Source organism: Streptomyces sp. NPDC104581 (assembly GCF_055583685.1).
In genome coordinates this window covers 40,270-53,141 of sequence record NZ_JBVJNN010000006.1, presented here as the reverse complement: position 1 = coordinate 53,141, position 12,872 = coordinate 40,270, and the positions used below count along the sequence as shown (strand labels likewise).

The window sequence follows — 12,872 nt, the reverse complement described above, 5'->3', positions numbered from 1 at the left end:
GGCGCAATCCTTTAAGGCGAGAGGGGTCCCCACCCCCCCCCCCCCCCCCCCCCCCCCCCCCCCCCCCCCCCCCCCCCCCCCCCCCCCCCCCCCCCCCCCCCCCCCCCCCCCCCCCTCTCCGTTCCGCGCGTTCCTCGCGTGCGTCGCATGTGTCGGGTGCGTCGTGTTCCTCGCATGTGTCGGGTGCGCCGCGTGCGTCGGGTGCGCTGTGTGCGTCGTGTGCCGCCTATGAGGCGGGGGGGGGGCCGACGGCGCCACCCGCGCATCGGCGTTTCATGCACGCGTACCGCACATTTCACCCGTTCGGGTGATAGCGGTCGCATACGTCTGACGTCCCCCTGACGATGGGGGCGCTCGGGGCGTACGGCATCGAAGGAGGCAGGAACCCCATGACCACCGCCAGAGACATCATGCATCCCGGCGCCGACTGGATCCCCTCGCACGAGACCCTGGACCGGGCCGCGCAGCTCATGCGTGACCTGGACGTGGGCGCCCTCCCCATCGCCGACACCGGGGAACGGCTGGCCGGCATCCTGACCGACCGCGACATCGTCGTCGGCTGTGTGGCACAGGGCCACGACCCGGCGAAGGTCACCGCGGCCGAGATGGCCCACGGCACGCCGCGCTGGATCGACGCGGGCGCGGACGTGGACGACGTGCTCATGGAGATGCAGGACCACCAGATCCGCCGGCTGCCGGTGATCGAGAACAAACGTCTGGTCGGCATGATCAGCGAGGCCGACCTGGCCCAGCACCTGTCCGACGCGCAGATCGCGACGTGGATGGAACGGGTGTACGCCACCGGCTGACGGCATCACGGAGCGCCCGCGGTCCCGGCAGGGGCGTCGCGGGGGCTCCGGCCCCGGCGGGCCCGCGCACGCTCCCCCAGGGCCCCGCCACCCCATCGCGTCAGAAAGACGATTACACTGGGCCCGTGCCTCAACTACGTCTCGCTCTGAATCAGATCGACTCGACCGTCGGCGATCTCGCCGCGAACGCCGAGGCGATCGTGCACTGGACCCGGCACTCCGCCGAACAGGGCGCGCATCTCGTCGCGTTCCCGGAGATGGTGCTGACCGGCTACCCCGTGGAGGACCTGGCCCTGCGGTCGTCCTTCGTGGAGGCGTCCCGCGACGCGCTGCGCGCGCTCGCCGGGCGGCTCGCCGACGAGGGCTTCGGGGAGCTGCCCGTCGTCGTGGGCTACCTCGACCGGTCCGAGCGCGACCGGCAGCGGATCGGCCGGCCCGCCGGATCGCCGCAGAACGCCGCGGCGGTGCTGCACCGGGGCGGCGTGGCGCTGACGTTCGCCAAGCACCACCTGCCCAACTACGGCGTCTTCGACGAGTTCCGCTACTTCGTGCCGGGCGACACCATGCCCGTCGTCCGGGTGCGCGGCGTCGATGTCGCGCTCGCGATCTGCGAGGACCTCTGGCAGGACGGTGGCCGGGTCCCGGCCACCCGTTCGGTGGGCGCCGGGCTGCTGCTGTCCATCAACGCCTCGCCGTACGAGCAGGCCAAGGACGACACCCGGCTCGAACTCGTACGCAAGCGTGCCCAGGAGGCCGGCTGTGTCACCGCCTATCTGGCGATGATCGGCGGCCAGGACGAGCTGGTCTTCGACGGCGACTCGATCGTGGTCGACAGGGACGGCGAAGTGATCGCGCGCGCACCGCAGTTCGCCGAGGGCTGTGTGGTGCTGGACCTCGACCTGCCCGCTGCCGCCGCCGAACCGCCGGGCGGCACCGTGGACGACGGTCTGCGCGTCGACCACGTCGTCCTGTCCGAGGAGCCCGTCCCCGCCTACGAGGCGGAGCTGGACGGCGGCTACTCCGACCGGCTGGACGACGACGAGGAGGTCTACTCCGCCCTGGTGGTGGGCCTGCGCGCGTACGCCGCCAAGAACGGCTTCAGGTCCGTCCTGATCGGCCTCTCCGGCGGCATCGACTCCGCGCTCGTCGCCGCGATCGCCTGTGACGCGCTCGGCGCCGCGAACGTGCACGGCGTCTCGATGCCGTCCAAGTACTCGTCGGACCACTCACGCGGCGACGCGGCCGAACTCGCCCGCCGTACGGGGCTGAACTTCCGCACCGTCCCCATCGAGCCGATGTTCGACGCGTACATGGACTCGCTCGCCCTGACGGGGCTCGCGGAGGAGAACCTCCAGTCGCGGCTGCGCGGCACGATGCTGATGGCGCTCTCCAACCAGGAGGGCCAGATCGTGCTCGCGCCGGGCAACAAGTCGGAGCTGGCGGTGGGGTATTCGACGCTGTACGGCGACTCCGTCGGCGCGTACGGCCCGATCAAGGACGTCTACAAGACGGCGGTCTTCCGGCTCGCCCGCTGGCGCAACCGCGCCGCCGAGGAGCGCGGCCAGACCCCGCCGATCCCGGAGAACTCGATCTCCAAGCCGCCCAGCGCCGAACTGCGCCCCGGCCAGGTCGACACGGACTCGCTGCCGGACTACGACGTGCTGGACCGGATACTGGCCATGTACGTCGACCGCGACCAGGGCAAGGACGCGATCGTCGCGGCCGGCTTCGACCCGGCGGTGGTGGCCAGGACGCTGCGGATGGTGGACACGGCGGAGTACAAGCGGCGGCAGTACCCGCCGGGCACCAAGATCTCCGCGAAGGGCTTCGGCAAGGACCGTCGGCTGCCGATCACCAACCGCTGGCGGGAGTCACCGACCGCCTGAGCCCGGGGGCCCCGGACATCGCCGGACACCGGCCCGGACGAACGGGGCCGGTTACCGCGAGAGTTCGATACGGGCGGCGATCGGCAGATGGTCGCTGCCCGTCCGGGGCAGCGTCCACGACGACTTCGGCTCGACGCCCTTGACCATGATCTGGTCGATCCGTGCCATCGGGAACGCGGCGGGCCAGCTGAAGCCGTAGCCGTCACCGGCGGCACCCTGGGTGGAACGCATCTGCGACGTCACGGCGTTCAGGGAGCGGTCGTTCATGGTGCCGTTGAGGTCGCCGAGCAGCACGATCCGGTCCAGCCGCTCGTCGGCGATCGCCTCACCGAGCGCGTCGGCGCTGTCGTCCCGCTGGTTGGCGGTGAAACCGGCGTGGAGTTTGACCCGTACGGACGGCAGGTGCGCCACGTAGACGGCGATCGAGCCCTGGGGGGTCATCACCGTGGACCGCATCGCGCGCGTCCAGCCCATCCGGATGTCGACGGGGCGGCTGCCGCTCAGCGGGTACTTGCTCCAGAGCCCCACCGTGCCCTGCACCGAGCGGTACTTGTACGTCCCGCCCAGCGCCTTCTCGTACGTGGGAACCGCCGACGCCTTCAGCTCCTCCAGCGCCACGACGTCCGCGCCGGACTCCACGATCTCGCGCGCGGTTCCCTCGGGATCGGGGTTCTCGGCGTTGACGTTGTGCGTGGCGACCGTCAGGTCGCCGCCGGTGCCCGACTTTCCGATGAGCAGTCCGCCGAAGAGGTTGGCCCAGACGACGGTCGGCAGCAGCAGCGCGATCAGCGCGGTGGCGGAGCGCCGTACGAGCGCGGCCACGAGCAGCAGCGGGACGAGAAGTCCCAGCCAGGGCAGGAAGGTCTCCATGAGACTGCCCAAGTTGCCGATGCGGTTGGGGATCTGGGCGTGCAGGATCATCAGCAGCGCCGTCAGGACGGCGAGCACCGCGACGACGACGCCCCGCCGCCAGATGCCCCGGTCGCCGCGCCAGCGGTCGGCGAGGGTCCGGATCCGGCTCTTGGGAGGGTCGTTGTCGTCGGCGCCGTCCACCCGGGACTCAGCCGTGTACTCCTGCGTCATTCCGCTGCCCTCACTGCCTTGCCGTTCACGCCCGCCACCGACCCTAGGCGATGACGCGCGCTATCCCCGCCGTCCCCGACGGCCGTACGGGCAGAAGGACGACCGTCATGGTCCGGTGGGTTCCGGGCACGGGCGGTTACCGGGCCGCTGTGACACATGACGCACGGCGGGCGCGGGCGCGCGGCGGGCGTCAGTGCTCCGTGCCGGCGGCGCTCTCGCCGGACCCGTCGCCGTAACCGCCCCCGGTCTTGTCCCCGGCCCCGTCCCTGGGGCGCAGCCCTTCGAGGAGCGTGCGGAGGATGCGTTCGGCGAGGTCGTCGTCCAGTGGGGCGTCCTTGCGGTGAATGGTGCGCACCAGCATGGGGCCGACGATGAGCTCGTCGATCAGTTCCACGTCGATGTCGTCCCGCAGTTCACCGGCGGCCACGGCACGGCGCACCGCCGCCGTCATGGCGGCGCGCCGGGGCGCGATCACGGTGTTCTGGTACGCCTCCCACAGCTTGGGGTGACTCTTCATCTGCGCGAAGACGTTGTACAGCAGGGCGGAGCCGCGCTGGGCCAGACCGCGCGTGCGCAGGGATTCCAGACCGACGAGGATGTCCGCGAGGCCGGAGGTCCCCGACAGGGCGGGCTCGGGCGGCTCGATGGCGCGCAGGACGTCGACGAAGAGTTCCTCCTTGCCGTTCCAGCGCCGGTAGATGGTGGCCTTGCCGACGCCGGCCGTCCGCGCGATGCGCTCGATGGAGAGCCCGGCCAGCGGCTCGCCCTCTTCAAGAAGTCTCACCACGGCCTGGAGGATGGCGCGTTCGGCCGCCTCACTGCGCGGCCGGCCTCGCCGGGGCTCCTGCCCCTGGTCCCGCTCCTGCCCTCGCAATGGCCCGCCTTTCGCCCGCACCGTCATCCGCGCTCCGCGCGCGGACGAGCCGATTCTCGCCGACCCCGCCGCATCCGGTCGAACGCCCGGCACCGCCGCCCGCCCCGGCCGGAAGGTCCGACCGTGCCGCGCGGCGCTTGAGTCGCGCTTGACCCCGCCCACCGGGACGGGACACCCCAGGGCGTGTCCGGCGAAGTCCCGTCCGGTCCGCGGCGCCCGGCACGGCACCCCTCCGCCCGGGGCCGGAGGGCCCCGGCGGTGTCGTACGCCGGACGGGTACGCCCGGTACGAGGCGGGTCCTGCGCCTCGCGAGACACCGCGCCGGACGCCGCCGGCCCCGCCCCGCGGGCGGACGCCGCTACGCTCCGGACAAGCCCTGGTCGTGGGCGGCGGGTGCCGCCTCGGCCGGGCGTGGCGGCGCCTCCTCCGGTGCGGGCCGTTCCGGGGCCGTGCGGCCCGGCATGAAGCGCAGGACCACGACGGTGCCGATCAGCGCGACCGCGGCCGAGCCGAGGGCCGTGACGTGCATGGCGCTCAGGAAGGCGTCGTTCGCGGCGGAGACCAACGGGGCGCCGGCCGGGCCGAGTTTCCCGGCGGCGGCCAGGGTCGCCTCGATCGACTCCCCCGCCGCGTCACGCGCCGCGGCCGGTACGGCGCCGAGGTGCCCCTCGATCCCGCCGCGGTAGGTGGTGGAGAGCAGCGAGCCGAGTACGGCGATGCCGAGAGCGCCGCCGACCTGCCGGAAGGTGTTGTTGACGGCCGATCCCGAGCCGGCCTTCTCGCGCGGCAGGGCCTGCATCACGGCGACCGTCACCGGCGGCATGATGTGGGCCATTCCGGTGCCCTGGACGAAGAAGACCAGGCACAGCACCCAGACGGGTGTGGTGGCGTCGAAGAGGGCGAACGCGGCGAGACCGGCGGCGACGAGCAGCATGCCGCCGGCACAGACGGCGCGGGCGCCGAACCGGTCGACGACCAGCCGGGCGCGCGGCGCGAAGACCATCTGCGCCACGGCGAGCGGCACGATCAGCAGGCCCGAGTCGAGGGCGCTGTAGCCGCGCACGCTCTGGAGGTAGAAGGCCGAGAAGAAGGTGACCCCCATCAGGGCGAAGAAGACCAGCGCGATCGCGGCGACGGCGGCCGAGAAGGCCGGCTTCTTGAAGTAGGACATGTCCATCGACGGGTGGTCGCTGCGCCTCTCGTGCACGACGAACGCGGCCAGGACTGCCAGCCCCCCGGTGATCGAGGCCAGCACGGTGGCGTCGGTGAAGTCGGCGAGTTCGCCCGCGCGGATGATCCCGTACACGAGCAGGACGAGTCCGACGATCGAGAGCAGTACGCCGACCGGGTCGACACGGCCGGGAGCGGGGTCCCTGGAGTCCGGCACCAGCAGCACCATCGCGACCAGCGCGACGATCACCACCGGGACGTTGACCAGGAAGATCGAGCCCCACCAGAAGTGTTCGAGCAGTACGCCGCCGGTGATCGGCCCTATGGCGATGGCGAGTCCGACGCCGCCCGCCCAGATGCCGATGGCCTTGGGCTGCTCCTCGCGCTCGAAGACGTTCATCAGGACGGCGAGGGTGGCCGGCATCACGAAGGCGGCGCCGAAGCCCATCACGGCGCGGTACGTGATGAGTTCACCGGGCGATCCGGACATCGCGGCGAGCGCGGAGCCGATGCCGAAGACGACGATGCCGAAGAGCAGCACCTTCTTACGGCCGACGCGGTCGCCGAGCAGACCGGAGGTGAAGAGCAGCCCCGCGAAGACGAGGGTGTAGGAGTTTATGGCCCACTCCAGCTCGCTCTGGGTGGCGCCGATCCCGACGGGCTCCGGGCTGGCGATCGTCTTGACCGCGACGTTCAGGATCGAGTTGTCGAGCACCACGATGAGCAGGCTGAGCATGAGGACGCCGAGGATCGCCCAGCGTCGCCGGTGGACGGCTTCGGGGACCCGGCGCTCGGGTGCGCGGGCCCCGGACGGCGCGGAGGGCGGGGGCGGCGGTGCGGACGAGGGTGAGGGTGTGGGCATGGCGACGAGCGTAGGCCCATTTCAATACGAGACCGTCTCGTATTGTAAATTCTTTACCCGGCGGCCGGTGAGAACGGAGCAGTCCCACTTCCCGTCGGTGGTGCCCGGATGCCACCATGGACACGGTCCGGGGACACCGTCAGGGTGCCTCGAGATGACGAAGGAGCCGTAAGCCATGACGTCCGAGGCTGCGCAGAACCCCTCGCGTGATCCCAAGTCGCTCTACGGCGGCACGGGCACCCGCCGCGTCACCGTCCACGACATCGCCGCCGCCAAGCGGCGCGGCGAGAAGTGGCCCATGCTCACCGCGTACGACGCGATGACCGCATCCGTCTTCGACGAGGCCGGTATCCCGGTCATGCTCGTCGGCGACTCGATGGGCAACGTCCATCTGGGCTACGAGACGACCGTACCCGTCACCCTCGACGAGATGACGATGCTCTCCGCGGCCGTCGTACGGGGCACCAGGCGCGCCCTCGTCGTCGGCGACCTCCCCTTCGGCTCGTACCAGGAAGGCCCCGTGCAGGCCCTGCGCAGCGCCACGCGCCTGGTCAAGGACGCCGGGGTGGGCGCGGTCAAGCTGGAGGGCGGCGAGCGCTCGCTGCCGCAGACGGAGCTGCTCGTCCAGGCCGGCATCCCGGTGATGTCGCACCTCGGTCTGACGCCGCAGTCCGTGAACACCCTGGGCTACCGGGTGCAGGGCCGCGGCGACGAGGCCGCGCACCGCCTCCTGCACGACGCCAAGGCGGCGCAGGCGGCCGGCGCGTTCGCGGTGGTCCTCGAACTGGTGCCGGCCGAGGTGGCCGCCGAGGTCACCCGGTCGCTGGAGATCCCGACCATCGGCATCGGCGCCGGTCCCGACACCGACGCGCAGGTGCTGGTGTACACGGACATGGTGGGTCTCACGGGCGGCAAGGTGCCGCGCTTCACCAAGCAGTACGCGAACCTCCGGCAGACGCTCGGCGACGCCGCGAGGGCCTTCGCGGACGAGGTCTCCGGAGGAACGTTCCCGCAGGAGGAGCACACCTTCCACTAGCACCACCACCAGCCACTGCCGCAAGAGAAGACAGCCCGCCGACATCCCCCATCGGCGGGCTGTCGGCGTTCCACCGCATCCGACAGACGGCTGTCGGCGGTCTGTCGGCCGGATGTCGGCCGCCTGTCAGTGGCGGCTGCCACGATCAACGGCATGACGCGAATCGACACAATCCCCGCCGGCGGCGACTCTGCCGTCACGGTGCGGGGGCTGGTCAAGCACTACGGTGCGACCAAGGCGCTGGACGGCGTGGACCTGGACGTGCGCGAAGGCACCGTCCTCGGAGTCCTCGGGCCCAACGGCGCCGGCAAGACCACCCTCGTACGCTGCCTGTCCACCCTGATCATGCCCGACTCCGGTACGGCCGTCGTGGCCGGTTACGACGTGGTGAGGCAACCGCGACAGCTCCGCCGCACCATCGGTCTCACCGGGCAGTACGCCTCGGTGGACGAGAAGCTCTCCGGCCGCGAGAACCTGTACATGATCGGGCGCCTGCTCGATCTGTCCCGTACGACGGCCCGCGGGCGGGCGGACGAGCTGCTGGAGCGGTTCTCGCTCACCGAGGCGGCGCGGAGGCCGGTGCTCCAGTACTCCGGCGGTATGCGCAGGCGGCTGGATCTCGCGGCCTCGATGATCGGGCAGCCCGCCGTGCTCTATCTGGACGAGCCGACGACGGGCCTCGACCCCCGGACCCGCAACGAGGTGTGGGCGGAGGTGCGGCGGATGGTCTCCGAGGGCGTGACCGTCCTGCTCACCACGCAGTACATGGAGGAGGCCGAGCAGCTCGCGAGCGAGCTGACGGTCATCGACCGCGGCCGGGTCGTCGCGGGCGGCAAGGTCGACGAGCTGAAGGCGCGGGTCGGCGGCCGGACCCTGGAGATCCGCCCCGCCGACCCCAACCGGCTGCCGGAGATGGCGCGGTCGCTGAGCGAGGCCGGCCTGGACGGGGTCGCGGGGTCGCAGATCAACGACGGCATGCTGTTCGTGCCGATCCTCGCCGACGCGCAACTGACCGCCGTGATCGGCCTGCTGGCCGGGCGCGGGTTCGACATCGCGCACATCGGCACCCATCTGCCCAGCCTGGACGAGGTGTTCCTGGCGATCACGGGCGAGAAGACGAGCGAACAGGCCGACGACGTGCGCGACGCCGCCCACGACGACGCGCGGACGAAGGAGGTCGCGGCATGAGCACGGTGACGACGACGGAGGCGACGGGCACCGCGCCCTCCCCGGGCCCCCGACTGCCCGCCCCCGACGTCCCCGGCCAGGGCCGGGACGAGGGCCGGATCGGCCCGCGGGCCAATCTGCGGCACATCAGCGCCCTCGCGCGCCGCAACGTCCTCCAGATCAAGCAGGACCCGGAGTCGATGTTCGACGTCCTCCTGATGCCGATCGTCTTCACGTTGCTGTTCGTCTTCGTCTTCGGCGGGGCCGTCGCGGGCAAGGGCAACCAGTCCGAGTACGTCAGCTATCTGGTGCCCGGCCTGATGGCGATGATGGGGCTCAACGTCTCGATGGCGGTGGGCAGCGGGATCAACGAGGACTTCCAGAAAGGGGTCATGGACCGGTTCCGGACGATGCCGATCGCCCGGTCGTCGGTCCTCGTCGCGAAGATCGTGGTCGAGGTCGGCCGGATGATGGTCGCCTTCGCGATCCTGCTGATCGTGGGCTTCGTCCTCGGTATGGAGATCGAGACGTCCCCCCTCGAAGTGCTGGCGGCCATCGGGCTCTCGCTGCTGTTCGGCGCCTCGCTGATGTGGATCTTCATCCTGATCGGGCTGAGCGTGAAGACGGCGCAGGCGGTGCAGGGCATCGGATTCCTGGTGCTGATGCCGCTCCAGTTCGGCTCATCGATCTTCACCCCGCCGTCGACGATGCCGGGCTGGCTCCAGAACTTCACGGACTACAACCCGCTGTCGAATCTGGCCGACACGGCGCGTGCGCTGTTCATCGGCGGGCCGCTCGCGCACGACCTGTGGATGACGGTGGCCTGGGCGACGGTGATCACGGCGGTGACGGCGCCGCTCGCGGTGTCCAGGTTCCGCAGGAAGACCTGACGCGGGCGGCGGCACGGCCGGAGGGGGCGGGGTGGGAGCCCGGCGGAGCGAAGGCGCGGCGAAGACCTCGCCGGGGGGCCGGCGGCCGGCCGGCGCCGAGGGGGCGTCAGACACCGGCGAGGGCGAACGCCTCGTCGAGGGTGAGCGCACGGCCCTCGGTGAGGGCCTCGTCGTACGCGGCGCCGTCCAGACCACCGGCCCGGACGGCCGCCTCGGCGGCCTCCCGGTTCTCGCGCTCCTGCGAGGCCCGGAAGTGCCCGCGCGGCAGATTCGCCTCGTACGCGCCGATCAGCAGGGCCCCGTTCCGTACGCCCCCGGGGCCCCCGAGTCCGGCCAGCGCCCAGCCCGCCGTCAGCAGATGGACCGCCGACATCTGCGGGGCCACGATCCGCGACATCGCGTCGTTCGACCGCTCCAGCGCCTGCCGGGACCAGTCGAGCCCGGCCTCGTACCGGGTGTCCAGATTCTCCAGCCAGCCGAGCAGGCCGAACACGAAGCCCTCGAAGATCCGCAGGTTGGCGTGTTTGAACTCCTCGCGCAGTTGCGCCAGTTCATGCCGTCCCTCGGCGGCGCGCCCGCTGCGGCCCAGCCAGATCGCCAGATAGATCCGCGCGGCGGGCTCGGCCTCGTAGTCGCGCCGGCCGGCCCGCAGGACCTCGCGCAGCACCGCCTCGGCCTCGTACCCCTCGCCGGTCTCCATCATGACGCCCGCCAGCCGGGTGCGCAGCAGCGCGACCTGCGACTCCACGCCGAGCAGCCGGGTCTTCTCGATGGCGGCGAGGAAGTCCTCGGTGGCGCGGGCGAATTCACCGTTGCGCTCATGGGCCTCGGCGCGCGCCGACAGCGCCTCGGCGGCGCCCCACGCGTCACCGAGCCGGGTGAAGATCTCCAGGCTCTCGTCGGCGTCGTGGCCCGCGTCGCCGACCCACTCGGTGCGGTTGGCGAGGATGTTGGCCCGCACCTGGAGAGCGGACGCCAGCTCCCACTCGTAACCGAAGTCCCGGCACGCCCGCACCCTCGCGTCGATCAGCTCGCGGAGCCGGCCGGCCTGCCCGATGATCATGACGGCGAAGAACCAGAGCGAGCCGGGCGTACGGCAGATCTGCGGCAGACCGGGCTCGTAGACCTCACTGATGCGGCGCAGCCGCTCCAGGGCCCTGGGCGTGGTCCACTCGTCGAACTCGTGGTTCATGCTGGCCAGATGGATCAGCCGGACCCCGCGCCGGGCCTCCATCAGCACCTCGGGCGCCATCGGCGGCGGGGCGTCCGTGCACTGCTCGAAGACGGGCGGGGCGGGGACGACCGGCTCGGCGAAGGGGTCGGGGCCCAGCTCGGCGGCGGCCCGGGACCAGTGCCGGGCGTCGCCGCGCAGATCGCGGATCTGCCAGTAGAAGGCGAGCGAGTGCACCAGGCAGAGCGCCTCCTGCTCGTCCCGGTCGGCCACGGCGCGCCGGAGCGCGGTGCGCATGTTCTCGTACTCAAGGGTGAGGCGGGCGATCCACCGGATCTGCTCGGGGCCGCGCAGTTCGGGGTCGGCGCGGCGGGCCAGCTCGCGGAAGTGGACGAGATGGCGGCGCTCGGCGGCGGGGCGCTCTCCGCACTCGTCGAGCCGTTCACCCGCGTACTCCAGCACGGTCTCCAGCAGCCGGTAGCGCATCTGGCCGTCCGGGGCGGGGGTGGCGATCACGAGCGACTTGTCGACGAGCGAGCCGAGCAGTTCAAGCGCGTCGGGTCCGCAGACGGCCTCGGCGGCGGCGAGGTCGCAGCCGCCCGCGAAGACGGACAGGGCGGCCAGAGCGGTGCGCTCGACGGGGTCGAGCAGGTCCCACGACCAGTCCACGACGGCGCGCAGTGTCTGCTGCCTGGGCAGTACGGTCCGGCTGCCGCCGGTCAGCAGCCGGAAGCGGTCGTCCAGCCGGTCGGCGATCTGCCGGGGGGTGAGCATCCGCAGCCGGGCGGCGGCGAGTTCGATGGCGAGCGGCAGTCCGTCGAGCCGGCGGCAGATCTCGTCGGCCGCGAAGGGGTCCTCGTCCGTACGGAAGCCGGGCCGGGCGGCGGCGCCCCGGTCGGCGAGGAGCCGCAGGGCCATCGGTTCCGGCAGCGGGCCGACGGGGCGTACGACCTCGCCGGGGACGCCGAGGGGCTCCCGGCTGGTGGCGAGGACGGTCACGCCGGGGCAGCGGGCGAGCAACTCCTCGACCAGCCGGGCGGCGGCGTCCACGACGTGCTCGCAGTTGTCGAGCAGGAGCAGCATGCGGCGGCGTGAGCAGTGCTCGACGAGCCGGACGAGGGGGTCGTTGACACTCGGGTCGACGGCCCGCAGGCTCTCGGCGCCCGCGCCGCGCAGTACGGTCTCGCGGGCACCGAGCGCGCCGAGAACGGCCTCGGGGACGGTGGCCGGGTCGTCCACGGGAGCGAGCTCGGCGAGCCAGACCCCGTCGGGCCACGCGGCCCCACCTCCGCCACCGCCCGCGGCGACCTCCTGCGACAACCGCGTCTTCCCGGCCCCACCGGCCCCGAACAAGGTCACCAGCCGCGCGTCCCGCAAATCCTCCGCCAGATCGGCCATGTCCCCCTCCCGCCCGACAAAACTGTCGACCCGGGCTCGGAGGTTGCCGGGGTGCGGGCGGTCGGTGCCGGGGCCGCCGGGGCTGTGAGCGGCGTGCCCAGCGGGCACCGCGCCCGCCCCGGAGGGGCCGGGACGGCGCGCGGCATGCGACGCACCGTACGGAACGGACGCCTCGCCCGCCCCGGAAGCGGTCGGCTCCCCCGCCGCAGGGGCGGTGCCGAACGGACCGGGGCCGTACACGTCGTGCGCCGGAGCGACCTCCGAGGAAGTCGTGCCGGACCGGCCCGAGCCGTGGGCGGCGGGGGCCGCACCGTACGGAACGGACGCCTCGCCCGCTCCGGAGGCAGTCGGCTCCCCCGCCGCAGGGGCGGCACCGAACGGACCGGAGCCGTACACGTCGTGCGCCGGAGCGACCTCCGAGGAAGTCGTACCGGACCGGCCCGAGCCGTGGGCGGCGGGGGCCGCACCGTACGGAACGGACGCCTCGCCCGCTCCGGAGGCAGTCGGCTCCCCCGCCGCAGGGGCG

At 72.4% G+C, this 12,872-nt stretch carries 8 protein-coding genes and 1 pseudogene; 5 read left to right on the top strand and 4 right to left on the bottom strand.

Going from position 1 to position 12,872, the window contains the following annotated elements; genetic code table 11:
* Window positions 1–389: 389 nt before the first annotated feature.
* Complete coding sequence (locus tag ACZ61E_RS07430) at window positions 390–809, top strand: CBS domain-containing protein (protein ID WP_469698384.1); 420 nt, start codon at window positions 390–392, stop codon at window positions 807–809.
* A gap of 125 nt (window positions 810–934) precedes the next feature.
* Entirely contained in the window at window positions 935–2,695 is a 1,761-nt protein-coding gene (locus ACZ61E_RS07425; protein WP_469698382.1) for an NAD+ synthase, read from the top strand.
* A gap of 51 nt (window positions 2,696–2,746) precedes the next feature.
* Here the strand turns inward: ACZ61E_RS07425 and ACZ61E_RS07420 are convergent, their stop codons facing one another.
* The 3 genes from ACZ61E_RS07420 to ACZ61E_RS07410 all read right to left on the bottom strand — a co-directional run bounded on the left by ACZ61E_RS07420 (window position 2,747) and on the right by ACZ61E_RS07410 (window position 6,684).
* Window positions 2,747–3,778 (bottom strand): endonuclease/exonuclease/phosphatase family protein, encoded by a 1,032-nt coding sequence (locus ACZ61E_RS07420; RefSeq protein WP_469698380.1) that lies wholly within the window; start codon window positions 3,776–3,778, stop codon window positions 2,747–2,749.
* Window positions 3,779–3,968: 190 nt separating this feature from the next.
* The gene (locus tag ACZ61E_RS07415; protein WP_469698378.1) at window positions 3,969–4,679 is read right to left on the bottom strand and encodes a TetR/AcrR family transcriptional regulator; all 711 of its coding nucleotides are present in this window, start codon (window positions 4,677–4,679) and stop codon (window positions 3,969–3,971) included.
* Window positions 4,680–5,010: 331 nt separating this feature from the next.
* The gene (locus ACZ61E_RS07410) at window positions 5,011–6,684 is read right to left on the bottom strand and encodes an MFS transporter (protein ID WP_469698376.1); all 1,674 of its coding nucleotides are present in this window, start codon (window positions 6,682–6,684) and stop codon (window positions 5,011–5,013) included.
* Window positions 6,685–6,859: 175 nt separating this feature from the next.
* Between ACZ61E_RS07410 and panB the strand changes: the two genes are divergently transcribed.
* From panB to ACZ61E_RS07395, 3 genes are all read left to right on the top strand, one after another.
* Window positions 6,860–7,720 carry a 3-methyl-2-oxobutanoate hydroxymethyltransferase gene (gene panB / locus ACZ61E_RS07405; protein ID WP_469698374.1) on the top strand — a complete coding sequence of 287 codons (861 nt, stop codon included), beginning with the start codon at window positions 6,860–6,862 and terminating at the stop codon, window positions 7,718–7,720.
* Window positions 7,721–7,873: 153 nt separating this feature from the next.
* On the top strand, window positions 7,874–8,908 hold the full coding sequence (locus ACZ61E_RS07400; protein ID WP_469698372.1) for an ATP-binding cassette domain-containing protein: 1,035 nt from the start codon (window positions 7,874–7,876) through the stop codon (window positions 8,906–8,908).
* Window positions 8,905–9,777, top strand: a complete 873-nt coding sequence (locus tag ACZ61E_RS07395; protein WP_469698370.1) for an ABC transporter permease — start codon at window positions 8,905–8,907, stop codon at window positions 9,775–9,777. Before ACZ61E_RS07400 ends, ACZ61E_RS07395 begins: the two co-directional genes overlap by 4 nt.
* A gap of 106 nt (window positions 9,778–9,883) precedes the next feature.
* On the opposite strand, the pseudogene ACZ61E_RS07390 reads toward ACZ61E_RS07395, so the two are convergent.
* Window positions 9,884–12,565 (bottom strand): annotated as a pseudogene (locus tag ACZ61E_RS07390) (ATP-binding protein); the annotation flags it as partial.
* Between the last annotated feature and the right edge of the window lie 307 nt (window positions 12,566–12,872).